Genomic DNA, 24,053 nt, shown 5'->3' with positions numbered 1-24,053 from the left:
CGTGTTCTTGGTTCGGGAAGGGGCGACCTTACTTGGTCAGCACAAAGCCCTTGAGCTTGGCAAACGCGCCGTCCACCAGCGCCTTTTGCTGCTCCTGGTGCAGGTGCGAATAACCCACAGCCGGTGATGCCGAAGCAGCACGGCCGGAATAGCCCAGTTTTTGACCTTCGAACATGTTCTCGTGGATGTAGTGCTGCACAAAGAACCAGGCACCCTGATTTTGTGGCTCGTCCTGGCACCACACGATGTCGGTGGCGTTCGGGTACTTTTTCAGCTCGGCCGCAAAAGCCTTGTGCGGGAACGGATAAAGCTGCTCAACACGAATAATGGCCGTATCGTCAATGCCCTTTTCTTCACGCTTCTTGGCCAGGTCGTAATACACCTTGCCCGAGCACGCGATGATGCGCTTGACCTTGTCTGCCTTCTTGTTGATGTCATCCTTGGTCTCGGGGATGATGGTCTGGAACCCACCCTTGGTGAATTCGGACAGCGGCGAGGTGGCGTCCTTGTTACGCAGCAGCGACTTGGGCGTCATGATGACCAGCGGCTTGCGCAGGTTGCGCACCATCTGGCGGCGCAGCACGTGGAAGATCTGGCTGGCGGTCGTCGGTTGCACCACCTGCATGTTGGTATCCGCCGACAGCTGCATGAAACGCTCCAGGCGTGCCGAGCTGTGCTCCGGGCCCTGGCCTTCATAGCCGTGCGGCAGCATCAGGGTGATGCCATTGACGCGGCCCCACTTGACTTCGCCCGAGGCGATGAACTGGTCGATCACGACCTGCGCGCCGTTGGCGAAGTCGCCGAACTGGGCTTCCCAGATCACCAGCGTGTTCGGGTCGTTCGATGCATAGCCGTATTCAAACGCCAGCACCGCCTCTTCAGACAGGATGGAGTCGATGACAACGAACGGAGCCTGGTTGTCGGCCACGTTCTGCAGCGGCACATAGGTACCGGTGTCGAACTTTTCGCGATTCTGGTCGTGAATGACGGCATGGCGGTGCGTGAACGTGCCGCGTCCGCAATCTTCGCCCGACAGGCGCACCGGGTAGCCACTTGCCACCAGTGAGGCAAACGCCATGTGCTCGCCCATGCCCCAGTCCACAGGGACGTCGCCGCGGCCCATGGCTGCGCGGTCGTCATACACCTTCTTGACCAGCTGATGCGGCGTCACGGTCGCGGGGATGGCCGTGATCTTGTCGGCAAGGCGCTTCCACTCGGCCATCGGGATGGCGGTGTCGCCGGCATCGGTCCACTTCTTGCCCAGGTAAGGCACCCAGTCAACCGCATACTTGCTCTTGAAGTTGGTGAGAACCGGATCAAACGTGCTCTTGCCGGCATCCAGCGCGGCGCGCGTGGCCTTGACCATGTCGTCGCCCAGGGTGTCGCCCATGCCCTGCGCCGTCAGTTTGTCGGCGTACAGGCGGCGGGTGCCGGGGTGCTGTGCAATTTTCTTGTACATCAGCGGCTGGGTCAGCGCTGGCGTGTCCTGCTCGTTGTGGCCCAGCTTGCGGAAGCAGATGATGTCGACCACGACATCCTTCTGGAACTCCATGCGGAACTCGAGGGCCAGCTGGGTAGCCAGCACCACGGCTTCCGGGTCATCGCCATTGACGTGCAGCACCGGCGCTTCAATCATCTTGACGACGTCGGAGCAGTACAGCGTCGAGCGACTGTCGCGCGGGTCGCTGGTGGTGAAACCGATCTGGTTGTTGATCACGATGTGCACCGTGCCGCCGGTGAAATAGCCACGGGTTTCGGCCAGCGCCAGCGTTTCCATCACAACGCCCTGCCCTGCAAAAGCGGCATCACCGTGCACCAGCACCGGCAGCACCTGCAGGCCTTTGGGGTCGGCACGGCGATCCATGCGGGCGCGCACCGAGCCTTCAACCACGGGGTTGACGATTTCCAGGTGAGAGGGATTGAAAGCCAAAGTCAGGTGGACCGGGCCGCCAGGGGTGGTCACGTCGGAGCTGAAGCCCTGGTGGTACTTGACGTCGCCGCTGGGCAGGTCTTCAGGTGCGGTGTGGTCGAATTCGGCGAACAGGTCGGCGGGGACTTTGCCCAGGGAATTGACCAGCACATTCAGGCGGCCGCGGTGGGCCATGCCGATCACTATTTCCTGCACGCCCTTGATACCGCCCTGCTGGATCAGCTCGTCCATGCAGGCGATGAAGCTCTCGCCGCCTTCGAGCGAGAAGCGCTTCTGGCCGACGTACTTGGTGTGCAGGAAACGCTCCAGGCCTTCGGCTGCAGTCAGCCGGTCCAGGATGTGGAGCTTCTTTTCCTTGGTGAAATTGGGTTTGCTGCGAATCGATTCGAGCTTTTGCTGCCACCAGCGCTTGTGGTTCTGGTCGGTCGCGTACATGTACTCGGCGCCAATCGTGCCGCAGTAGGTTTCGCGCAGCGCGTTCATGAGCTCGCGCAGGCTCATGGTGTCTTTGCCGAAGAACGTGTTGCTGGTGTTGAACACGGTTTCCTGGTCGGCGTCGCTGAAACCGTAGAAAGACGGCTCGAGTTCGGGAATTTTGTCGCGTTCGGCACGCTTGAGCGGGTCCAGGTCGGCCCAGCGTGCGCCGACGTTGCGGTAGGCGGCGATCAACTGCTGGACGGCCGTGCGCTTGCGGCCCATTTCGGAGTCGGCGCCGCTGGCGACCACAACTTTGGTCTGGCCCTGCTTGGCGCGCTCGGCAAAGGCGTTGACGACCGGCAGGTGTGGAACGTCCTTGGCATTGCTGCCGTCTACGGCGGGAACGTGCTGGAGTGCGTCGAAATACTCGCGCCAGTTGTCGGGCACGCTGCCGGGGTTGGCAAGGTAGTTTTCGTACATCTCTTCGACATAGGGCGCGTTGCCGCCGAAGAGATAAGTGTTGCCTTGATAGGCAGAATAGACAGACGACGCTGCCGGGTTGGAACTCATATCCGCTGACCTCCGTTTCCCTTTGGGAAACATTAGCTGGTTAAAGCTTGTTAATTAACCTTCCGCAACACGGCTGGACCGATTAGCGGATGCGACTGTGGCAGGAAGGGCCTTCAGAAACAACCCAGATTGTGCCACCGAACTGTGACAGCGGAAAGACGGTGCTCATGACCATACCTGAAAAGGCCATGGTTTCTGCGCACCCCCAACGCTCTCACATACCTCTTACATGCTCTCACATGCGTTGAAGTTACTGCTGTATTTGGGGGCTGAAAGTCAGACGGCAAGGCCCGGATTTCCGGTCACACCCACAAGCCGCGGAGTGTTGGGTTTGACAGGTTGAATGACCTTTTTGGCCTTCAGGTAGCTTTCCACCACCTCCCAGACCGGAGGGCCGGCATTTTTGCTAGCCTCCGCCACCGGCGCCCAGCCAGCCACCTTGTAGGTCTTGCCGGCTTCGATGGGCTTGCCGCCCAGACGCATGTCCTGGATGCGTTCACCCATTTTGGCGCCGGGCTCGCAGGTGTAGGTCAAACCGCCCACACGCACCATGTCGCCGCCCTGCTGGTAATACGGGTCGGGGTTGAACAGGTTGTCGCCCACGTCCTCCAGGATGGTCTTGATCATGTCGCCGCGCATGTCCGTCAGCGTGGTCCAGGGATAAGTGATCGCGGTCTGGTCCATCACGTGCTCGCGCGTGATGGCCTGGCCGGGCAGCAGCGAAGTTCCCCAGCGGAATCCGGGCGAAAAGGCGATCTCGGCGCCACGCACATTCATCAGGGCGTCCAGGATCAGCTGGTCAAAGCTGCCGTTGAAGTTGCCGCGGCGGTACAGCGTGCCTTCCGTCACCGCCAGTTTTTCACCCAGTTTGGCGGTGTAAGGCGCCCTCACCTTGTCGATCAGCGCATTCATGGCCGCATCGGCCGGCAACAGATTGGCGAACACCGGCAGTAGCCGGTAGTTGAAACCGGCCACCTTGCCGTCCTTGACGTCGAGGTCCAGCACACCCAAAAACTTGCCGTTGCTGCCGGCGTTGGTCACGATGGTCTGCCCGCCCGGGTTTTTGACGATGACAGGCACCGGCACGCCGTCGTGGGTGTGGCCGCCCAGAATGGCGTCGATTCCCGTGACGCGCGAGGCCATCTTCAGGTCCACATCCATGCCATTGTGGCTGAGCAGCACCACGGCCTGCGCACCCTTGGCGCGTGCCTCGTTCACGGTTTCCTGCATTTCGCTTTCGCGAATTCCGAAAGTCCAGTTCGGCGTGAGCCAGCCAGGGTTGGCAATCGGCGTGTAGGGAAAAGCCTGGCCGACGATGGCGACGGGCACGCCATTCATTTCCTTGATGACGTAGGGCTTGAACACCGGGTCGCCAAAGTCGCTGGTTTTGACGTTTTGCGCAATAAAGTCGACCTTGCCGGCAAAGTCCTGCTCGACGATTTTTTTGATGCGCTCTTCGCCATAGGTGAAGTCCCAATGGCCCGTCATCACATCCACGCCCAACAGCCTGGCTGCATCCACCATGTCCTGGCCCTGCGTCCAGAGCGCCGTAGCGCTACCCTGCCAGGTATCGCCGCCATCCAGCAGCAAGGCGCCGGGGCGGCCAGCCTTCAGCTGCTTCACCAGCGTCGCAAGGTGTGCGAAACCGCCCACCTTGCCGTACTGGCCCGCGGCCCGCTCGAAGTTCAGGAAGGTCAACGCATGCGCCTCGGGCGTACCCGACTTCAGGCTGGCAGCCTTCAGCAAATGTTCGCCCACCAGGTGCGGCGCCTGCCCGCGCATCGCACCCACGCCCAGGTTGACGGAAGGTTCTCGAAAGTAGATCGGCAGCAGCTGGGCATGGCAATCGGTCATGTGCAGCAAGTGCACATTGCCAGTACGGGGCAGTTCGTACAAGCTGGCGGCCTGGACGGCGCCGGCCTCACGCAAAGGAAAACCGGCAGCCAGCGCAGCAGCCATGACACTTGCAAACTCTCGGCGGGACAGGTTCATGGCGTTGGTCATCCTGCCCGGCTACCCAGGCAAAGTATCAAGTTGCTATCAATTCAGGAGCTTCTTGCGCCCGCCACTATTGGCCTGGCGGCATAAAGAACTCAGATTATTTGTTGATGGGCGAGTTCGGATCCAGCAGCAGCGCCATCACGTCACGGATCTGCTGCTCGTTCAGGATGGCAGCATGGCCAAACCTCGGCATGTCGGAACACGCGTTGTAGGCCTTGGCGTTCCACAGCTTGCCCCAGGTGTACTCCACGATGGGTTTGCTCTCGGGCGACGCCGGATTGCTTACGCCGCGCAGCTTGCCGTAGTTGTAAAGGCTGGGGCCGATGGAGCCGAAAGACAGTTCAGCCTTGCTGATCTGGTGGCAGTTGTAGCAGCTGCCGCCATTGGCTTCGCCGGGCTTGTCGCTCCAGGTCAGGCCGCGGCCGTTCTGCGCAATTTTTTCGCCTTCGCTCCAGCTGCCGAGGTACTTGCCATCGGAAGGCAGTTTCACGGTTTTGAGGTTGGCTTCTTCAATGGCTTTGGCTGCTTTTTCCTCCAGCGGCTTGCCGGCGGCTTCCGAGCAGGCCTGGTTGGAAGCGTCCAGCGTCAGGCGGTCCATCTTCGCGATGCCCTGCTCACGGAAGGAACTTTTCAGCACCTGCTGGGTGGCTTCGTCTACCTCCTGCGCCGTGGGCGCAATGGCGCAGCTGGACAGGAAAAAGGCCGTCGATGCCAGACAGGCGGTGGACAGTGCGGCTTTGGTGTAAATCGTGTTCATCAGTTCTCTCCTGCCTGATTAGCGTTTGAGGGCCGGCGCAATGGAAGCACCGCCCTTGCTGTTGACGCCCATGTACACCCCCAGGGCGATGGTGGCATCAGAGGCGTAGCCCGGGAAAGGGAAACGCTGCTGGCGATAGCAGTCATTCAGGCGGCGCTGCATGCTCCACAGGTCACCGCTGGAGACACGGTAGGCCGGCCAGGCGCCGAAACCGTTGCCGGCGCCGGGCTGTTTGGTGAGGTTGGGCAAATCCTGCAGGCGGACACGCTTGTTGTCCTCGCCATGACACGATGCGCAGGAAAAGTCGTAGGGCCCACCGCGCAGGTAAAACACTTTTTTACCGACTTCGTACATCAGCTTTTCCTTGGCGTGCGACTGCGGCACCTTGAAGGTCATGTCGCGCGATTCACCCGAGATATAGGCCACCAGCGACTCGATGGATTTCTGCTCACCCACGCCGAAAGGGGTTTTGGCGATCTCGGCGGCATTAAAACCCTGCAGCTGCTCCATGCAGGTCAGCAGGCGCGACTCCATGTCCTGCACCCGCTGGGTATCGGCAAAGAAACGCGGCAGCTCGACGAAAGCACCTTTCACCACGCCCGGGCCCTTGCCCAGGTCGCATTTTTCAAGCGAGGCATTTTTGGGGCCGCGCGCCTGTTTCCAGAGTGCCTCGCCACGGGCTTCGTACAGCTCGGCCGGGTTGCCGTCAGCCAGCATGGCGCGGTATTCGGCAATACCTTCAGCGGTGCTCTTTTGCGCCGCCGCAGGCAATGACAAGGTGGCCATGGCGGCCAGGGCCGCCAGCCCAAACAGGCTCAACTTCATCGTGGACTCCTCAAATATCATTGTGGGGCAGCCAATGTGCCGCTGCGGGAAAACGGCCGGGATTCAGGCAATGACGGCTTCGTCGGTGCGCTTGTCGCCGTGGTTGTCGACCCAGCTGACCGCGATCTTGTCGCCGGCCTTGCCGCCCTTGAAGCTGAACTGCACAAAAGGGTTCTTGGACACGGCCGTGCCCCACTGCGCGCTCATCACGGTCTTGCCGTTCCAGGTGGCGCTGATGTTCTGGATAAACCAGGCCGGGACGGTCTTGCCGGCCGCGTCCTTGCGCTGGCCGCTTTCCATTTCGTGGCTCACCAGCACGCGCACGGTGGTTTTATCGCCTTGGGCCTGCGCCCGGATTCGCATCGGTTCTGACATTTTTTCTCCTTCAATCCTTAAATTCTCTTAGCAACGTTGCCGGCGTAGCGAGCGGCTGTCAGCCTAGGCGCGGGTGGCTGGAAACCGGAGCGACCTTGAGGGTCGTGAGGATTTCCGGACGGGCCCCGCAACGACGGATCACAGCCGCGCAGTAGCCGGTTAACCGCCGCAACCGCCCAAAGTGACCTTCACTTCCTTCACTGCATAAAAGTACTTGTCACCGGCCTTCGCCAGCGCGTAAACATTGGAGGACTGGCCCATCTTGATGTTGGTCGAGACGTTGGCGTCGGTGCCGGCGGGAATCTCAAACATGGCAGCCAGCGCGCTGGGGTTCTTTTCGACAACGAGCGCAATTTGGGTGGTGTTGGCAATGTTGCTTTGCGCGCCGACACGCACCACATTGCCGTTCTCGGCAATTTCAGGCGCCTGCAGCAGCAGGTCCTTGCTTTCAACCGGAGCGCTGGTCGCGCCCATGGCCTTGGCGGCATCGGCCAGGGACTTGCTGTCAAAAGCGGCCTTGTTCCAGCCTGGCGCGTTTTGCGCGTGGGCCGGGTTCAGCCCGGTGGCCGCTACCAGCACCAGCGCAGTGGCGCCAGAACTGCTGGCCAGAAAATCACGACGTTCCATGGTGAACTCCTTTTTTATATAACTTGAATGTCTGAAAAACTAACAACGATTGGACACAAAAACGTCAAGCCGCGGAACGGTACTTATCCCGAGCATGCTGTCAAAAAAATTGAAGCCGGCTGTCTCGACATCGTCAATTTCCATGCACCTCATTTTGACGCGCCCTGAGCCAGCCATTGGGAAATCTGCGCCGACTCCGCCGCACTCAGTGCCTGCGGCGGCATGGGGATTGCCCCCCAGACACCCTGCCCTCCGGCCTTGATTTTGCCCGAGAGGTAAACCGTCGCATCGGCGCGGTCTTTATATTTGTTGGCTATATCCTTGAAGGATGGCCCCACCAGCTTGCTGTCCATGCCATGGCAGGCGGTGCAGGTATTTTTTTGCAGCAACGGCATGACGGACGCAACGCCGGGCGCGGCGGTTTTAACGACAGCTGGCGGCTGCACAGCAGCAACCGGCGTGGAGTTTGCTATCTTTTCAGGAGCTGCTTGCGCACGTCCTGTCTGGTTTAGGGCCGTATTTGATTCAACTATTGCGGCCATTGGCGGCCGGGTGGTGTCCACACCCCGGCTGGCGCCCACCATCCGCGACTGCTCGGCCAGGTTGCCATGGGCGTTGCGCGCGTAGTCAGGCAAAAAGCTTTTGACCACCACCTCGCCGGCGCAATTTTTCATGCAGGCCGAGCCCTGGACATCGGGGCGCGCCGTGCCGCCCAGCTCCTTGCCCGGCCACATCGCGTGCGACGTCGTCATGCCGTTGCGGTTCGGCAAACGGGCCTGTACGTCGCGGATGTTCGCGTCCGACAAGGTGAAGTTGTCGGGCAGGATATTGCCCAGGTTCAGGATGTAGGCAGTGACGGCATAAACCTCGTCGGCCGTCAATGTTTTCGGGGCGTTCCAGGGCATGGCGCGGTTAATGTAGTCCCAGAGCGTCGACAGCGTGGAGACTTTCATCAACGTGGTGCGGTTCGGCTGGTTGGAGCCAGGCATCAAGCCGTCCACACGGCCATTCTTGATGTCGTCGGCCGTGATGCCGCCGGCAATCGGCGTGAACACTTCGGACGACTCGGCAAAACTGCCGTGGCAGGACGCGCATTGCGCCTCCCAGATCACTTCACCTTGCCGCACGGAGCCCTGCCCTTTGGGCAGGCCCTTGAAGTCGGGCCGCACATCGATGTCCCAGGCCTTGACTTCCGCTGGTGTCGCCGTGCGCCCGATGCCGGAGAGAACCGCCGGTTTGTCAGCAGCCGCAGCCCATTGGGTGACACCCGCCAGCAGCAGTGAGCCCATCGCAACGCGAACGCCATGAGAAACGGACAAAGCCTTAGATCTGGACATTTTTCACCTCGCCGTTTTCTTCCAGCGACCACGACTGGATGGCGTTGTTGTGATAAATGCTGCGGGACGCTCGCACTTTGCGCAGTTCGTTGTACGTCGGCTGGATCTGGCCGGTCTCGTCAACAGCGCGGCTCTGGAAAATGGCGGGTTTGCCGTCCCATACAAAATCGGCATTAAAACGCGTGAGGCATTTGGCCAGCACCGGCCCCTCCAGGCGCGCCGGCGCCCAGTTGCGCCCACCGTCCACGGAAACGTCCACACGTTTGATCTTGCCCCGGCCGCTCCAGGCCAGGCCTGTGACGTTGTGAAAGCCCTTTTGCAGCAGCACCTGCCCGCCGCTGGGCGAGGTCACCACGCTTTTGACTTCCTGGATGCTGGTGTATTGCCGGTGCAGGCCGCTGGGCTGCAAGTCAACGTAATGGATCGTCTCATCCTTGGCGCCATAAGGCATGTCGCCCACCTCGATGCGCCGCAGGTATTTGATCCAGCTCACGCCCTGCACGCCCGGCACGATGAGCCGCAACGGATAGCCGTTCTCAGGACGCAGCATTTCACCGTTCTGCCCATAGGCCACCAGCACTTCGCCGCTCATCACCAGACTCATGGGGATGGTGCGGGTCATGCCCGAGCCGTCGGCCCCCTCGGCCAGGATGAATTTGGCGCGCTTGAGGTCGGCGCCGCACAGCTCCAGCAGGGTGCGCAAGGGCACGCCGGTGAATTCGCTGCAGCTCAGCATGCCGTGGGTGTACTGCACTGTTGGCACCGCCGAGTTGCCCCACTCCATGCCGGTGTTGGCGCCGCATTCGATGAAGTGCATGCGGCTGACGTTCGGCAGGCGCATCAGCTCATCCATGCTGAAGACCATGGGGCGTTTGAGCATGGCGTCATCGGAGCCATTGACCATCAGCCGGTGTTTCGACGGGTCGATGTCCCACCAGCCCTGGTGGTGGCGCTCAAAGTGCAGGCCGCTGGGCGTGATGATGCCGAAGAGACCCTGCAAAGGGCAAAAGCTCACGCTGGCCTGGCCGATGCGGGTAAGGCCCGGGCTTTCGCGGCGCTGCAGGTTTTTTTCCCATTCGCTGGGCAGGCCGTAACCACGGGCCGCCACGGGCTGGCCCAGTCCCTTGCTGTGGGCGGGAAGGTTCAGGATATTGGTATCGCCTTCCGGAGTCGCTGCCCGTGCCTGGCCCACCGCCGCCACCCCGGCTGACGCAGCCGCAAACGCCCCGGCCAGAAAACCGCGGCGCCCGGCGCGCACGTCCGCTATTTGCGCTCCTGAGAGGAAATTCTCCGGTGCGCGCTGTATGAAACGGCTCAGCATAAAAGGCGTTCTTTCGGTTCAGGCGTCGTGGGAGGCGGATCGCGGCGACAAGCTTTCGGCCGGCGACAATCCGCCCGGCTCATCCAGCTCAATGGCGATCTGGGTGCAGACGCTGCGGCACAGCGCCACGGCTTTTTCGCTCTGAACGCGGTAAATCACCTGGGTGCCTTCCTTGCGCTTGGCCAGTACACCGGTGCGGTACAGCACGGCCAGGTGCTGGGAAAGATTGGGCTGGGTGGTGTCGATCTCCGCCAGCAACTCGTTCACGGACTTTTCACGCTCGCACAGGGCGCTCAAGACGCGAAGGCGCATCGGCGTCGCGAGCACGGCGAACAACTCGGCCGCCAGTTCAAACACACGGCCCCTCTCGACTTGCGCACTGGTTTGGATCATCTCGTTCATAGCGATTTATTCTTAATATAAGTAATTGCTGATATTAAGCCTGAAGCCGCCTCAAAAAACCCGTAAATACCCTAGGCACGCAAGGCGAACACGTAAATATCACCAACCAACCCGCCAAACGCTCAAAAGGTGTTGCCTCCATGCACTTGAGCGGGGTGGCTGGGGTGTAAAAAAGCGTTGAAAGACCCCTCGTCGTGATATAAAACTTTTGTTACTTACGAGTTGTTACCCGGGACCGGTAAAACCCAATACTTATGTCTTCAAAAAAAACCTTCATCTTCAAAAGTACCGGCATCCTTCTCGCCGTCATGATGGCCGCTGCAGCGCATGCGGAAGTCGATGCACTGGTCAGTCAGGCGCGTACGCTGCTCGACCAGAGCCAGGCACAAAAAGCCTTCGATCTGCTTGAGCCCCAGGAAACCGCACGCGCAGGCGACCCCGACTTCGACACGGTGCTGGGTATCGCCGCCAACGACACAGGGCAATTCACCCGCGCCATATTCGCGCTCGAACGCGTGCTGGCGGTGCAGCCGGCCAACTCCCGTGCGCGCGCGGAGCTTGGACGGGCACTTTTTGCCGTCGGGGACAACGCCGGCTCACGCAAGGTGTTAATGGAAGCCAAACAAGACAACATCCCGGCGGAGGCCGCCGCCACCATCGACCAATTCCTGCAGGCCATCGACCGTACGGAAGAAGCTGCCCGTTCGTCTGTCAAACCGTACCTGGAAGCCAGCGTTGGCTACGACACCAATGTCAACAGCGGCCCCGGCAATCCCAATGTCGCGGTTCCGCTTTTTGGCGGCGCAATTTTCACCCTCAATGCTTCGGGTGTTGAGACCAAAGATGCCTTCATGACCCTGGGCGGCGGGCTGTCAGCCCGTTACGTCGTCGACCCGCGCTGGTCGTTGATCGCGAACGCAAGCGGGAATTCGCGCATCAATGCCAAGTACAACGACTTCAACACCGGCCAGGTTGATGTCAACGCCGGTGCCAGCTACCGCTACGAAAAGCACGAATTCACCGGTGTCGTGCAGGCCGGCAGCTATACCGTCGCCGGATCCCGCGCGCGCGACCAGCAAGGCCTGGTCGGCGAATGGACCTACCGCATCGACGGCTTCCGCCAGTGGAGCACTTACCTGCAATGGGGCGAGTTGAGCTATCCAGGTCAATCGCTTCGTGATGCGGACCGAACCGTGCTGGGTACGTCCTACGCCCATGCATTCCGCGACGGTTTGCTGGTTTTCGGGGGCATTTATGTGGGTGCCGAGAAGGAAAAAGCCAGCGGCGTTCCGCACATGGGCCACCACCTGTTCGGCATCCGGTTGGGTACACAGAAATCCATCAGGGACGACCTCGCCTTTTTTGGCAATATCAGTTATGAAGACCGCAAATACGGCGGCACCGATCCGCTGTTCCTGGTCACCCGCAGCGACAGGCAGCTCAACCTGAACCTTGGCCTCAACTGGGTGCCCGCCAAACTCTGGCGCGTGACGCCGCAGTTGTCACTGACCTCCGTCAAGTCGAACATTGCCATTTCCGACTACAACCGCAGCCTTTTCTCCGTGACCGTGCGCCGCGACTTCTAAACCTGCCGTGCCGACTGAACACGCCCCGCCAGACACCCCATGAAAACCATCCGGGAACGCTCTCTCAAACACGCCGTGCTGTCGGTCGTGATTGCGGCGGCCTTCCCCGTGCAATCGTTCGCCGCCGAATCAGCCGGCGTGGCCCAGTTCATCGCCGGCGACGTCAACGTGCTGCGCGCGAACGGCAAAACCGAGGCACTGGCCAAGGGTAAACCGCTTGAAAGCGGCGAATCCATACTGACGAGTGCCGCGGGCCGCGCCCAGGTCCGGTTTTCGGATGGCGGCCTGGTGTCACTGCAGCCCAATACCGAGTTCAAAATCGCCAACTATGTCAACGAGGCTGACCCAAAGCAGGACCGTTTCCTGGTCGACCTGTTGCGCGGCAGCATGCGGGCCATCACCGGCCTGATCGGTAAGCGCAACCGCGAGAACTACAAGGTCACTACCACCACGGCCACCATAGGCATACGCGGTTCCGGCTTCAGCGTGGGCTACAACCCGGACGGATCACTGGGCATCACGACGGAACTGGACGCCATCGAGGTCTGCAACGCCGGTGGCTGCGTCGGCCTGACGGCCGGCGAGTCGGTGCGGGTCATTACCAGCTCCGAGGCGCCAGTTCGCACCAATACGCGGGCCAACGTGCCGACGCCGCCGCCCGTCCAGGAGGTGGTCGTTGCGGGCAACCAGACCACGTCCGATGGCAAGCCCGCCATTGTCCCCACCACACCCGTCAAACAGGTGTTCACCGACCTGGCCGCCGCGATTGCGTTCACCGACAGCGCGGCCAACCCGGTGGTCGAAAGCTACTACCCCGAGGCCGGCACCGCTGTGCTGACCAGCTTCCTCAGCGGCAAACCCATCGATGTCGACAGCCTCGACAGCCGCAACGTCCTGACCCAGTTCCGCAGCACGCCCGGCCTCACCACGATGGAAAAAGGCGCGCTGGGTGCTCCGTCCGATCCCGACTTCGTCGGCTGGGGCAGCTGGGTGACGGGGCAAAAGTTCGTGGGGGGCTCGCCCAGCGCGATTGAATCCGTTCACTTTGTGATGGGCCGGCCGACGCCGACGGCCCAGATGCCGGCCGACAACATGCAGGGCACCTACCAGTTCGCCGGCGGCACTGCGTTCTCCAGCCTGCTGGGTGCGGGTCAGCTTGTCAGCGGTTCGCTGGTCGCCAATTTCGGCGTCGGACAAGGCTATGGCAGCGTGGACCTCACCACGCGCTTTGGCGGAAATGACTATGGCGTCAGCAGCAGCATCGACATCAACAACGCCAAGATCACGAACTCCTCAGGAGCGAATGTCACTGGCTTCTTCACCGGCAACGAGGCCAGCCGCGCCGCATTGGTTTATAGCGCCTCGTCGGTTACCGGCGCGGGCCCCAACGCGGGCCAGGTTTCCGGTGCGGCCGTTTTCCAGCAGACCACCCTGGTCCTGAGACCACCCCAGTGACCAAGGCCACCCCTTTTAACGCCGCGCGCCGCCCAGTCCGCATTAATTGAATACTCGGAGAACCACCATGACCCCGCACATCAAGCTCCAACACACCGCCCTGGTTATTGCGCTGGCCGCCATTTACCCACTGCAGGCCCTGGCAGCGCCTTCCGCGGGCGTGGCCCAGTTCACCACCGGCGAAGTCAGTTTGCGGCGCACGGACGGCAAGACCGACGCGCTGGTCAAAGGCAAGGACATCGAAAGTGGCCAGGCCATCATCACCGGCCTCGATGGCCGCGCCCAGGTGAAGTTCTCCGATGGCGGTGTCGTTTCGCTGCAGCCGGGAACAGAGTTCAAGGTCGCCAACTATGTGGACAAGGCCGACCCGAAGGAAGACCGCTTCCTGGTAGACCTGCTGCGCGGCAGCATGCGGGCCATCACCGGATTGATCGGCAAACGCAACCGTGAAAACTATCGTGTCACCACCACGACGGCCACCATCGGTATCCGCGGCTCTGGCTTCAATGCAGGGTACAACCCGGACGGCTCGCTGAGCGTGACAACCGAGCTGGATGCGATTGAGGTCTGCAATTCGGGGGGATGTGTCGGGCTGACGGCAGGTGAGTCTGTCCGGGTGGTCAACAACACAGACACGCCGAAACGAACGAATGTACGCCCGCCCATACCCACGCCCGAACCTCCAATAGAGCCCATCATCATCAATAAAGCGGTTGTGACCGATGTCAAGCCAGTCAACACAGGCACGTTCACAAATTTCAAGTCAACCGCAACCTACCACTCGCAGGGCAATTTCGGACCTTCCACCATTTCGCCTGTTGCCACGGGCACTTCCGCAACCATTGACACCGGCAAACTGACCGCGCTCAGCGCCAATGGCAAGGATTTCACCCCCACCATCAACGCCTTTGCAGGCTCGGCGGGCTCTACCGACGCGGGCGACTTTATCGGTTGGGGTTCGTGGACCACGGGCACACGCAACCCGAGCACCACCAACATCAATGATCTCCACTACATCATCGGCCAGCCTACCCTGGTGATGCCCACAACGGGCACCCTCAGCTACAACCTGATCGGCCAGACGCCAGTCACGGGTTACGACACGTCCGTACAGGCGGCAGTGGCCTCCGGAACCCTGACATCCGCAACGTTCAGCGTCAACTTCGGCACGGCCAAGCTGAGCATGGGCGTGGTCACGACACTTGGCGGTTTTGCGGCATCCAATATCAGTGTTGCAGGCGGGCAGTTCAGCTACTCCAACGGTGGACCGGTTTTCACCGTGGACGGTTTCTTCACCGGGGTGAATGCAAGCCGCGCCGGCATGGTTTACACCGGCACCAACGGAAACATTCGCTATTCAGGCGCAGCAGCATTTGCCGCGCCCTGATGGGGCGGCCGGTCACCGTTCACTTGAGATAGAACGCCAGGTCGCGCTCCGTTGCGTCGGGGCCGTGCACCTGGCTGGCCCGCTCTTGCGCTGCCATGCCCAGCTGAAGCCTTAAATCCACCGAATCATTGAGCGACATCAGGGCGTCGAGAGCCTGCTCCTGCGAGCGGATCAAAAACCCCGAGACGCCCTGCTCGATCACTTCGGCGTAGCCACCGTTCACGTGGGCCACTACCGGCAAACCGGCACCCATGGCCTCCAGCACCACCCGTCCATACGCCTCGAAAAAGTTTCCGGTGCGGTAGAACATCGCATCCAGTGAACGGTAAAAATCCGGCACGGACTCCGCACCCGCAGGCAGCAACTCAATGCCCTCGGTTCCGGCCAAACCCGGCGCCAGGCAGGTTCCTCCCATGATGCGAACCCGTATGCCACAGCTGGCCAGCATGCGGTAAAGCGAAAGGTCCTGCGGGCTGTGCTTTTCCAGCAGATCACGGCTGGCACGCCCGACCGTGAAGGGCCGCGGCTGGGTTCCACCATGCGGCCATCGGGCAAAACGTTCAACGGCAACCTCTGCAAAAGGCGTGAGGTCGAGCAGGCTGGGAATGACGCGCCCGGTCAATGCCGCAGTGCGGCGCAGCCAGTCGGACACAAAAACAATCTCAGGGTCGAGGCCGGTGTATTCCCGCACGCCTTCGACAATGGCAAACAGCTGCCCCTGGTGTGAAATGTTGTGGAAAAGAATGATTCGTTGAAACCGCGTGTATTTCAGCCAGATTCCCGGCTGCAGATGCACGCCGCCTATCAGCAGCGTGCCGTCCCTGGGAAACTTGTGCGCAAAGGGCTGCACGGCGGTAATGCCCTCGGGCGCGTACGCCGGGTGCACCGGCGCATCGGACCACAGCTTGACCGCGCGCCTGCCGGCCAGAAGCCGCGCGAGGTCCAGCAGTTCCCGCTCCGCGCCCGTGTACAACTCGCCGAACCGGCCTAGCAGGTGCAGCGCGCCGGGGTCGGTGGAAGTGAGGCCTTGGGTCATTAGCCGCGATTATCTCCGCGCCCGCCTGAATCCCCGAACCCACCGTGCCACATAATTCCTGCATGCACGACGGCGACACAGTTGCGATGGATAAAACCCGCCCCGGTATCGGTGAGGCGGATCACGAGGCCTGGATGTCGCAAGGCAGCCAGCTGGACAGCGCCGGCCAGCCCGAGCTGGCGCTTGCGGCTTTTGAAAAGGCGCATGCCCTCTCGCCGACGAATGTCAATTCGGCATCCGCCTGTGCCACCCTGCTCAGCGTGCTGGATCGCCCGCAGGCCGCCTACCGCACCCTGCTGGGCGTTGAAGCATCGCTGCTGCAGGACGCCGACGGCGCAGCCAACCTGGCGATTGCAGCAGAGGGTTGCGGCGATCTTGAAAAGGCCCAGGCGGCCTACGCACGGGCCCTGGAACTCAACCCCGACCACCTGCGCTCCCTGAACAACGTCGCCATCCTGGCGGCGAGTTCATCGCAGTGGGACCTGGCCATTCACCTGGCCCGCAAGTGCCTTGATCTTCAGCCCGGCCACCCGCCTTACCACGCCAACCTCGCCGAATACCTCTCAGGCGCGCGGCGCTATGCCGAGGCCGTGGAGGCTACCCGGCTTGCCCTGGCGCAATTTCCGGAACACGTCGAACTGAAACTTCGGCACCTCGCGCTTCTGGCTTTCACCGGTGAGCTCGAAAAAGCCGACGCGGCCCTGAAAGACCTCGATGGCAACACCCGCAACCTGCTGGGTGAGTTCCTGCTGAAACTGGAAACCGCCGAAGGTGCTGCGCTGGAGGGCACCATCCAGGGCAAGGCCGCCGACCACGTGGCCGACGACGCGCTGCAAATCCACATCCGGCAAGCCTTCCGCAATATCGCCATCGGCGATTGGCGGCATCACCACAAGCTCACGGATATCCTGCAGAAAGCCCTGGCTGAATCCCTTGCCGCCCAAAAACCCCGCGACTGGGGCGATGCGCCTTTCCACGGTCTGGTATTCGCCATGGATGAGGACGCACTCCAGCAGATGCGCCGGCAAACTCTCGACGCAGTGAAAAGCCGGCTCAAACCCTGCCCGCCGTTCAAGCCCGATTCGCGCACACGCCGCCTGCAGAGCGACAGCCGCATCCACGTCGGCCTCGCTGTGCAAAGCCTGGCCGACGCCCGGCAAATGCGGGCGCTCGAGCAGCAACTCGCACTGCACGACAGCAGCCGCTTTGCCATGCATGTCTACGCCTTCACAGGACGTCCGCAGCCGGAGCACCTGGAGGTTTTGCGCCGCCATGCGGCCAGTGTGAATGAACTGGGGCACATGACCGACCTCGAAGCGGTGGGGCGCATCCGGCTGGACAGGCTTGATATTTACGTTGAACAGGCCCTGAACCCGGCCTGGACGCGGCAGGAAATCGCCTTGATGCGAGTCGCGCCCGTGCAGCTGCGCGAGCCCGGCCTTTACAGCCATCATGTACCGGGCGCATGGGACTACACCCTTTCCGATCACTTCATCCACCCGCAGGTGGAGGACCAGGCCGGCCCCATCGTCCGCCTGCCGCAAACTTGCTGGCCGGGAAGCTTTGGCATGGATGCCGAGCCCACGACCCCTTCCCGCGAAAAAGCCGGGTTGCCCGCGGACACCCTGGTGCTGTGTTCATGCCTGTTGCCGCCCCTGCTGGATGCGGCCACCTTCGCCGGCTGGATGAAAATCCTGCGGTCGCTGCCCGACGCGGTGCTGTGGCTGCCTTTTTGCAGCCGGGCCGCAGCCAACCTCGTGCGCGAAGCACAGGCTGCGGGCGTGGGCGCACAGCGGCTCATCTTTTCAGCCCTTGCCGCCTGGCCCGAGATACCCGCCCACCTGGGCTGTGCCGACCTGTTCCTGGACACGTTGCGCCTCAATGCCGCGCCCGGACTGGAAGAAGCCCTGCGCCAGGGCGTTCCTGCGATCACCTGCCCCGGCAGCAGCATGGCCGCGCGCATGGGCGCAAGCATTCTGCAGGCTGCCGGCCTGCCTGAATGCATTCTGGAAAGCCCGCAGGCTTATGTTGCGGAGGCTGTGCGGCTAGGCCGCAACCCAGAAGCGTTGCAGCAGCTAAAGGCCAGGCTGCACGCAGCGCGGAACAAAACACCGCCCCCGCCCCTGTTTGATGCGGCTGCGCGCGTCAAGGACCGGGAAGCAGCCTGGGCCCACATGGCGGAACGCTCACGCGCAGGCTTGCCACCGGTGGCATTCGACGTGAGCGCCGCACAGGCCGTCGACACCTGATCAGTTGCTATCAATACAATAGCTGCTTGCGCACACCCCTATTGGCCTGCAGGCGTTTTTTCTTCTGAATTTGCGGCTTGACCCGCCAAACTGCGGCCGTACTTGCGGCGGCCGTGCCTACTGCGTGATGGCGCAGACTTCGCCGGTCGGCGGCAAACCAAGCTGGCTCTTGGCAGCGGCGACATTGGCCATCTGTCCCGACGTCACACCATTCTTGACTGCCGTCAGCTCCGCCAGGATGGAAATCGCAATCTCGGGCGGCGTCTTGCTGCCGATGTAAAGGCCGATCGGGCCGTGCAGCTTGCCTAGCTCTTCGGCCGTCATGTCAAAGTGTTCGGCCAGCCTTTCGCGGCGGCGCTGGTTGTTCAGCCGGGAGCCGATGGCGCCGACGTAGAACGCGTCGGAGCGCAGCGCCTCCATCAGCGCCAGGTCGTCCAGCTTGGGGTCGTGCGTCAGCGCAATCACCGCGCAGCGGGCGTCCAGCTTCATGGCCTGCACCACGTCGTCGGGCATGCCGGTGGCCAGCTCCACGCCTTCTACCTGCCAGCTGTCACGGTATTCCTCACGCGGGTCGCACACCGTCACGGCGTAATCCATGCCCTGCGCAATTTGCGCCACAAAGCGGGAGAGTTGTCCGGCACCGATGATCAGCAGTCGCCAGCGCGGGCCGTGCAAGGTCACCAGCGCCGCTTCAGACACCTGCATGCCCTGGCTGGGCTGCGCCGTGCTCAGCGTGACGGCGCCCGTCTGCAAATCAAGGCGGCGCGCCACCAGCTCACCGGCCTGCAGGCGCTGCAGCAGCTCGTCAATGCGGCTGGCTTTTGACAAAGGTTCTATGGCCAGCTCAATGGTGCCGCCGCAAGGCAGGCCAAAGCGGCGCGCCTCGTCGGCTGAAACGCCATAAGTGACGATGGCCGGTTGCGTCTGGCTGAGGCCCTCGCGGCGGGCCCGGTCGATCATGTCGTCTTCAATGCAGCCGCCCGACACCGAACCCACCACCCGGCCGTCTTCACAGATGGCCAGCATGGAGCCTTCAGGCCGCGGGCTGGAGCCCCAGGTTTTAAGCACAGTCACCAGCTCGCAGCGCAGGCCCGCAGCCAGCCACTGCGATGAGGTCTTCAGAACTTCGAGGTCAATGTTATCCATGCGTCAAATGCTAGCAGCCCGCAGTTTTTTCTGCCTCGGCCCGGCCTCAAAGCCCTGCGGCCTCAAGCCTTCGCCAGGTTGTCATTGAGCGGCAGCGTGCGCACCCGCTTGCCGGTGGCGGCAAACACCGCATTCGCCACCGCGGGCGCCACCAGCGCCGTGGCCGGCTCGCCAATGCCGCCCGGCTTCTCGGTGCTGGGCACCAGGGTGATGTCCATCACCGGCGACTCATGCATGCGCAGCACGGGGTAGTCGCCAAAGTTGGTCTGCTGCACCCGGCCCTTGTCCAGCGTGATCTGGTTGTTCAGCGCGGCTGACAGGCCAAACACGATGCTCGACTGGATCTGCGCCTGCACCGTGTCGGGGTTGACCATGCGGCCCAGGTCGGCCACCACCGTCACCTTGTGCACCGTGATCTGGTTGTCCTTCACCGACACCTCCGCCACTTGCGCCATGTAGGTGTCGTAACCCTCCATCAGCGCGATGCCGCGGCTACGCCCTGCGGGCGGCGGTGTGCCCCAGCCGGACTTGTCGGCTGCCATCTTCAGCACATTGGCAAAGCGCGGCTGCTTTTCCAGCAGAGACATCCGGTAGGCATAGGGGTCCTTTCCGGCTGCCAGCGCCATTTCGTCGACAAAGCTTTCATTGGCAAAGGCATTGAGCGCGTGGCTCACCGAGCGCCAGTAGCCCACGCGCAGCCCGCTGTCGTGGATCACCAGGTCGTACTGCGTGTTCGGGATGTCGTAAGGCATCACGCCGGCTTCGGCCATGAAAGGGTCCAGCGTGTCCTTGGGCAGGCCAAAGGCGCGCTGCGTAATGGACTGCGAGGTCACCTTGAAATTGAGCGCCACTGGCTTGCCGTCGGCCCCCAGCCCGGCCGAGAGCTGGTTCACCGCCATGGGCCGGTAGAAGTCGTGCGTGGTGTCGTCCTCGCGGCTCCACAGCAGCTTGACGGGCTTGCCCACGGCCTTCGAGATTTGCGCCGCCTGCACGATGAAGTCCAGCTCCAGCCGCCGGCCAAAGCCGCCGCCCAAAAAGGTCGTCTTCAGCGTGATGTCTTCGGGCTTGATGCCCAGCGCCGCCGCCACGCTGCCTTCAGCACCCTGCTGGAACTGCGTCGGGCCGATCAGCAGGATCTTGCCGTTCTTGTAGTCGGCCGTGAAGTTCATCGGTTCCAGCGTGGCGTGCGCCAGCAGGGGCGATACGTACTCGGCCTTCAAGGTCTTGGCCGCGCCCTTCATGGCGCCCGCCGTATCGCCCTTGGGCGCAATGATGGGTATCACCTTGCCGCTGTCGGCCGCCTTGCGGATGCCGTCCAGCATGCTCGCGTTGCTGATGGCCGCGACCGGGCCTTCGTCCCACTGCACTGTCAGTGCCTGGCGCGCCTTGTAGGCATGCCAGTAGCTGTCGGCCACCACGGCCACGCCGTCGGGAATCTGCACCACGTCGATCACGCCGGGCATGGCTTTGGCCTTGGTGGCGTCAAAGCTGGTGACTTTTCCGCCGATCACCGGGCATTGCTGCAGGCTGGCGTACACCATGCCGGGCAGCTTCACGTCAATGCCGAACTCCGCCGTGCCATTGACCTTCATCGGTGTATCCAGCCGTTTGGTCGGCTTGCCAATCACGGTGAAGTCTTTCGGGTCTTTCAACACCACATTTTCCGGCACCGGCAGTTTCGAAGCTGCCTCGGCCAGCGAACCATAGGTCGCCTTCTTGCCATTGGGGCCAATCACCATGCCGTTCTCAGCCTTGAGCGTGGAGGCATCGACATTCCATTTGGCAGCCGCCGCCGACACCAGCATCATGCGCACCTGCGCGCCGGCAATGCGTAGCTTTTCCCAGCCGTCCCGCACTGAGGTCGAGCCGCCGGTGATCTGCGCGCCCAGCAAGGCGTTGGTGTAGACCTTGCCCGGAGGCGCAATCGCCACCTTGATTTTGCGCAAATCCACGTTCAGCTCTTCAGCAATCAACATCGGCATGGAGGTGTACACGCCCTGCCCCATCTCGGAGCGGGCCGACAACAGCGTGATGGTGTTGTCATCGGCAATGTGCACCCAGGCGTTGGGCGTGTAGAGCGTGCCTGCGGCCTGCGCGGCCGAGGGCACACCCAGCGTGACGCCCAGCATCAGCCCGCCGCCGGCAACTGTCAGCGCAGACGATGTCTTGAGGAAGGTACGGCGGTTCGGAGAAATCAGTGAAGTGATAGTCATGATCGTTCTCCTCAGGCTTTGCGCATGGTTGAAGCGGCATCCTTGATCGCCGCCTTGATGCGCGGGTAGGTGCCGCAGCGGCAGATGTTGCCGCTCATCGCCGCGTCAATATCCGCGTCGCTCGGGTTCTTGTTGCTCGTGAGCAAGGCCGCCGCGCTCATCAGCTGGCCCGACTGGCAGTAGCCGCACTGCGGCACATCATGCTTGATCCACGCTACCTGCAGCGGATGTGTGTTGTTGCGTGAAAGGCTTTCAATCGTGGCCACTTTCTGGCCGGCAGCTGCAGACAGCGGTGTCTGACACGACCGCACCGGCTTGCCGTTGAGGTGCACGGTGCATGCGCCGCATAGTGCCGCGCCGCAGCCGAACTTGGTGCCGGTCATGCCCAGCTCATCGCGTATCACCCACAAGAGGGGCGTGTCAGGTTCAGCGTTGACGGAAACGGCCTTGCCGTTCACGTTGAGTTTTGTTGTCATGTGGGGTCCCCTTTGTTGAATCGCTGTCATCACAGGATCGGGCAGGCCCCCAAAAGTCAGCTACTACCCGAAGGCCTTGCGGGACTCATGCTACGACCGGGCATCGGGGGGTATCCGGGTAGAAACCCTTGGCTGAAACAAAGTCTCAACACTTTTTCTCAAGATGAGACAACTGATATAACTCATGCCTTACAAGAGTTTGGGAGGACCACAAAATGGATGGCGCACCACATCGCCCCGCAGTTTCGCGACCGGAAGCCAGCCGAGGTTGGCGGCATGAATAGGGCCACAGAAAAGTACGCAAGCTTCCCAACCCTGGGCCAGGCTGCGCTGATCGTTCTTGCGTTATTCCTGTTTGAATACGTCGCATTGGTGGCGCTTGCCGATATGCTCGGGTTGCGCGGAGATGCACTCAACGGCGTCTGGGGCATCGCAACAGTTCTTGGCTATGCCGGCGTGTTCAGCCTTGTGCTGCATCACAAGCAGCTGAGCTACCGGGCCTTGTTTCATGCGTCCCGAAATTCGGCAAGCGTCACCATCATGCTGTTGATGCTTCCTATCGCCATGCTGATTCCTGCACTGGTGCTGACCATGATGTCGGTGGATGCAGTGATGGTCTCGGCATTCCCTTTGTCAAGATCACAGGAAATGATGTTCCAGAGAATGATGACAAACGATCCCATGTCTGTCATCACGGTTTGCATCCTGGCTCCCGTTCTGGAGGAAATGCTTTTTCGCGGCATTATCGTGCGCAGTTTTCTGGCGCAATATCCCAGGAAGTTCGCTATTTTTGCCTCAGCGGCGTTATTTGGTGCCGCTCATCTGAATATTTACCAGTTCATGGTGGGATTGATTGCCGGATCTGTCCTTGCCTGGCTTTATGAACGAAGCAGGTCCTTATGGCCATGCATTGCGCTTCACTGCATGTACAACTCGACGATTTCATTCTTCTGTCAAAACTTCAGTGACAAATCCGGCAACATAGCCTTTTTCAGTGACTTGCCGCTCTCGATCTGGATTGGCGCTTTTTTTCTGGCTTTTGTAGGCGCATCCGTGCTCCAGTTCATGCTTCGTGACAGAACCTTGTTGTCTTAGTGTCAGCATCGAACTTCACCATAGAGGCCCATTCATGTTTAAAAAATTCCTCGCCTCCGTCGGCGTGAGCAGTGCGCCCGCCAGTGCGGCGACAGCCAATCCTCCGTACACACCATATGCCGGCGATGCCGCCAATGCCATCTACAACCTGCTGTTTTGCGACGACGCCGCCGCTTTCAATGCATCCCCGGGGCAGAAGCAAACACCTTGGCAGGCCACACTCTTCTCGGTGCCCGCCGACGCGCCTCAACTGCAGACATTGGCTTGCGACACCTCGCAGGAAGGACGGGTACGATACCTGGCCTTCTCAAAGCTCAGGCAGGCCGGCAAAGCGGTCCCGCCCAAAGTCCTTCTCGGCGTCATCATCGAAGTTCCCCTCGCCGGCGGCCTTGACGTGCTGGCCGCCTTTTCGGAAGGTGGAGTTCGCTACGTCAATCAATCCGGAAAGCTCGTCATCATTGAAGGGATTGATAGCTTCCTTCCCATGGTCCAGCGCCTGTTCGTTGCATCTGAGCGCATCGTTTCACGCATCGGCCCCTGGGACAAGCCACGCCTTGGTCCGCCCAAGCCGGGCAATGTGCGCTTGAGCTTTCTGGTGTCAGACGGCTTGTACTTCGGCGAAGGCCCTATGTCCGTGATGCAACGCGAACCCTTGGCAGGCCCGGTTATCCAGCAGGCAACAGAACTATTGCTGGCCACCGTGGCGGCAGGTACAAAGTGAGCATGCGTAGCCCTGAAAAAACCCTTATCTCACCATCCGACCCCGAATCTGCTGCAACGCCGCCGGGTCATCCATCGTGGTCAAAATCTCCCGGGTCCCTCAAAGGCATTTTTGTTCGCCCGGCCCT

Annotated in this window: 19 protein-coding genes; 6 read left to right on the top strand and 13 right to left on the bottom strand. The window is 61.6% G+C overall.

Features of this window, described 5'->3' with window-relative positions:
* Positions 1-28: 28 nt before the first annotated feature.
* The 9 genes from AC1D13_RS18835 to AC1D13_RS18795 form a co-directional block, all read right to left on the bottom strand.
* Entirely contained in the window at positions 29-2,917 is a 2,889-nt protein-coding gene (locus AC1D13_RS18835; protein ID WP_457280656.1) for a 2-oxoglutarate dehydrogenase E1 component, read from the bottom strand.
* 276 nt (positions 2,918-3,193) lie between these two features.
* Complete coding sequence (soxB, locus tag AC1D13_RS18830; RefSeq protein ID WP_477690094.1) at positions 3,194-4,909, bottom strand: thiosulfohydrolase SoxB; 1,716 nt, start codon at positions 4,907-4,909, stop codon at positions 3,194-3,196.
* Between the two features lie 106 nt (positions 4,910-5,015).
* Complete coding sequence (gene soxX, locus AC1D13_RS18825; RefSeq protein ID WP_477690093.1) at positions 5,016-5,675, bottom strand: sulfur oxidation c-type cytochrome SoxX; 660 nt, start codon at positions 5,673-5,675, stop codon at positions 5,016-5,018.
* 18 nt (positions 5,676-5,693) lie between these two features.
* Positions 5,694-6,500, bottom strand: coding sequence for a sulfur oxidation c-type cytochrome SoxA (gene soxA / locus AC1D13_RS18820; protein WP_477665902.1), 807 nt, complete (start codon positions 6,498-6,500; stop codon positions 5,694-5,696).
* Between the two features lie 63 nt (positions 6,501-6,563).
* Positions 6,564-6,875 (bottom strand): thiosulfate oxidation carrier complex protein SoxZ, encoded by a 312-nt coding sequence (gene soxZ, locus AC1D13_RS18815; RefSeq protein ID WP_457280652.1) that lies wholly within the window; start codon positions 6,873-6,875, stop codon positions 6,564-6,566.
* A gap of 159 nt (positions 6,876-7,034) precedes the next feature.
* Entirely contained in the window at positions 7,035-7,502 is a 468-nt protein-coding gene (gene soxY / locus AC1D13_RS18810) for a thiosulfate oxidation carrier protein SoxY (protein ID WP_457280651.1), read from the bottom strand.
* Between the two features lie 149 nt (positions 7,503-7,651).
* Positions 7,652-8,839: a c-type cytochrome gene (locus AC1D13_RS18805; protein WP_477690092.1), complete on the bottom strand. Its 1,188-nt coding sequence runs from the start codon at positions 8,837-8,839 to the stop codon at positions 7,652-7,654.
* Positions 8,826-10,160 (bottom strand): sulfite dehydrogenase, encoded by a 1,335-nt coding sequence (gene soxC / locus AC1D13_RS18800; protein WP_477665900.1) that lies wholly within the window; start codon positions 10,158-10,160, stop codon positions 8,826-8,828. Before soxC ends, AC1D13_RS18805 begins: the two co-directional genes overlap by 14 nt.
* 18 nt (positions 10,161-10,178) lie before the next feature.
* On the bottom strand, positions 10,179-10,562 hold the full coding sequence (locus AC1D13_RS18795; protein WP_457280648.1) for an ArsR/SmtB family transcription factor: 384 nt from the start codon (positions 10,560-10,562) through the stop codon (positions 10,179-10,181).
* Positions 10,563-10,816: 254 nt separating this feature from the next.
* Between AC1D13_RS18795 and AC1D13_RS18790 the strand changes: the two genes are divergently transcribed.
* The 3 genes from AC1D13_RS18790 (at position 10,817) to AC1D13_RS18780 (ending at position 14,990) form a co-directional block, all read left to right on the top strand.
* Entirely contained in the window at positions 10,817-12,148 is a 1,332-nt protein-coding gene (locus tag AC1D13_RS18790) for a surface lipoprotein assembly modifier (RefSeq protein WP_457280647.1), read from the top strand.
* 39 nt (positions 12,149-12,187) lie between these two features.
* Entirely contained in the window at positions 12,188-13,603 is a 1,416-nt protein-coding gene (locus tag AC1D13_RS18785; RefSeq protein WP_477665899.1) for a FecR family protein, read from the top strand.
* Positions 13,604-13,670: 67 nt separating this feature from the next.
* Positions 13,671-14,990: a FecR family protein gene (locus tag AC1D13_RS18780; RefSeq protein WP_457280645.1), complete on the top strand. Its 1,320-nt coding sequence runs from the start codon at positions 13,671-13,673 to the stop codon at positions 14,988-14,990.
* Positions 14,991-15,009: 19 nt separating this feature from the next.
* Here the strand turns inward: AC1D13_RS18780 and AC1D13_RS18775 are convergent, their stop codons facing one another.
* Positions 15,010-16,026, bottom strand: a complete 1,017-nt coding sequence (locus AC1D13_RS18775) for a glycosyltransferase (RefSeq protein WP_477690091.1) — start codon at positions 16,024-16,026, stop codon at positions 15,010-15,012.
* 44 nt (positions 16,027-16,070) lie between these two features.
* Here AC1D13_RS18775 and AC1D13_RS18770 point away from each other — a divergent pair, with 44 nt between their 5' ends.
* Positions 16,071-18,275 (top strand): O-linked N-acetylglucosamine transferase family protein, encoded by a 2,205-nt coding sequence (locus AC1D13_RS18770; RefSeq protein ID WP_477690090.1) that lies wholly within the window; start codon positions 16,071-16,073, stop codon positions 18,273-18,275.
* 117 nt (positions 18,276-18,392) lie between these two features.
* On the opposite strand, the gene AC1D13_RS18765 is transcribed toward AC1D13_RS18770, so the two are convergent.
* The 3 genes from AC1D13_RS18765 to AC1D13_RS18755 form a co-directional block, all read right to left on the bottom strand.
* A complete protein-coding gene (locus tag AC1D13_RS18765) occupies positions 18,393-19,421 on the bottom strand; it encodes an XdhC family protein (protein ID WP_457280642.1) in 1,029 nt (342 codons plus the stop codon).
* A gap of 62 nt (positions 19,422-19,483) precedes the next feature.
* A complete protein-coding gene (locus tag AC1D13_RS18760; RefSeq protein ID WP_477690089.1) occupies positions 19,484-21,634 on the bottom strand; it encodes a xanthine dehydrogenase family protein molybdopterin-binding subunit in 2,151 nt (716 codons plus the stop codon).
* 11 nt (positions 21,635-21,645) lie between these two features.
* Positions 21,646-22,110: a (2Fe-2S)-binding protein gene (locus AC1D13_RS18755; protein ID WP_477690088.1), complete on the bottom strand. Its 465-nt coding sequence runs from the start codon at positions 22,108-22,110 to the stop codon at positions 21,646-21,648.
* A gap of 219 nt (positions 22,111-22,329) precedes the next feature.
* Between AC1D13_RS18755 and AC1D13_RS18750 the strand changes: the two genes are divergently transcribed.
* Both AC1D13_RS18750 and AC1D13_RS18745 read left to right on the top strand, forming a co-directional pair.
* Positions 22,330-23,205: a lysostaphin resistance A-like protein gene (locus AC1D13_RS18750; RefSeq protein ID WP_477690087.1), complete on the top strand. Its 876-nt coding sequence runs from the start codon at positions 22,330-22,332 to the stop codon at positions 23,203-23,205.
* A gap of 34 nt (positions 23,206-23,239) precedes the next feature.
* Positions 23,240-23,926 carry a hypothetical protein gene (locus tag AC1D13_RS18745; RefSeq protein ID WP_457280638.1) on the top strand — a complete coding sequence of 229 codons (687 nt, stop codon included), beginning with the start codon at positions 23,240-23,242 and terminating at the stop codon, positions 23,924-23,926.
* Positions 23,927-24,053: the final 127 nt, after the last annotated feature.

The sequence above is a fragment of the Polaromonas sp. P1_E12 genome, from assembly GCF_056405975.1.
This window is presented reverse-complemented; position numbering and strand designations above follow the sequence as displayed.

What these genes read in the sequence shown, in the direction of transcription:
- AC1D13_RS18835 (WP_457280656.1), bottom strand. Translation starts at nt 2,917, where the DNA reads ATGAGTTCCAACCCGGCAGCGTCGTCTGTCTATTCTGCCTATCAAGGC.
- soxB (WP_477690094.1), bottom strand. Translation starts at nt 4,909, where the DNA reads ATGAACCTGTCCCGCCGAGAGTTTGCAAGTGTCATGGCTGCTGCGCTG.
- soxX (WP_477690093.1), bottom strand. Translation starts at nt 5,675, where the DNA reads ATGAACACGATTTACACCAAAGCCGCACTGTCCACCGCCTGTCTGGCA.
- soxA (WP_477665902.1), bottom strand. Translation starts at nt 6,500, where the DNA reads ATGAAGTTGAGCCTGTTTGGGCTGGCGGCCCTGGCCGCCATGGCCACC.
- soxZ (WP_457280652.1), bottom strand. Translation starts at nt 6,875, where the DNA reads ATGTCAGAACCGATGCGAATCCGGGCGCAGGCCCAAGGCGATAAAACC.
- soxY (WP_457280651.1), bottom strand. Translation starts at nt 7,502, where the DNA reads ATGGAACGTCGTGATTTTCTGGCCAGCAGTTCTGGCGCCACTGCGCTG.
- AC1D13_RS18805 (WP_477690092.1), bottom strand. Translation starts at nt 8,839, where the DNA reads ATGTCCAGATCTAAGGCTTTGTCCGTTTCTCATGGCGTTCGCGTTGCG.
- soxC (WP_477665900.1), bottom strand. Translation starts at nt 10,160, where the DNA reads ATGCTGAGCCGTTTCATACAGCGCGCACCGGAGAATTTCCTCTCAGGA.
- AC1D13_RS18795 (WP_457280648.1), bottom strand. Translation starts at nt 10,562, where the DNA reads ATGAACGAGATGATCCAAACCAGTGCGCAAGTCGAGAGGGGCCGTGTG.
- AC1D13_RS18790 (WP_457280647.1), top strand. Translation starts at nt 10,817, where the DNA reads ATGTCTTCAAAAAAAACCTTCATCTTCAAAAGTACCGGCATCCTTCTC.
- AC1D13_RS18785 (WP_477665899.1), top strand. Translation starts at nt 12,188, where the DNA reads ATGAAAACCATCCGGGAACGCTCTCTCAAACACGCCGTGCTGTCGGTC.
- AC1D13_RS18780 (WP_457280645.1), top strand. Translation starts at nt 13,671, where the DNA reads ATGACCCCGCACATCAAGCTCCAACACACCGCCCTGGTTATTGCGCTG.
- AC1D13_RS18775 (WP_477690091.1), bottom strand. Translation starts at nt 16,026, where the DNA reads ATGACCCAAGGCCTCACTTCCACCGACCCCGGCGCGCTGCACCTGCTA.
- AC1D13_RS18765 (WP_457280642.1), bottom strand. Translation starts at nt 19,421, where the DNA reads ATGGATAACATTGACCTCGAAGTTCTGAAGACCTCATCGCAGTGGCTG.
- AC1D13_RS18760 (WP_477690089.1), bottom strand. Translation starts at nt 21,634, where the DNA reads ATGACTATCACTTCACTGATTTCTCCGAACCGCCGTACCTTCCTCAAG.
- AC1D13_RS18755 (WP_477690088.1), bottom strand. Translation starts at nt 22,110, where the DNA reads ATGACAACAAAACTCAACGTGAACGGCAAGGCCGTTTCCGTCAACGCT.
- AC1D13_RS18750 (WP_477690087.1), top strand. Translation starts at nt 22,330, where the DNA reads ATGGCGCACCACATCGCCCCGCAGTTTCGCGACCGGAAGCCAGCCGAG.
- AC1D13_RS18745 (WP_457280638.1), top strand. Translation starts at nt 23,240, where the DNA reads ATGTTTAAAAAATTCCTCGCCTCCGTCGGCGTGAGCAGTGCGCCCGCC.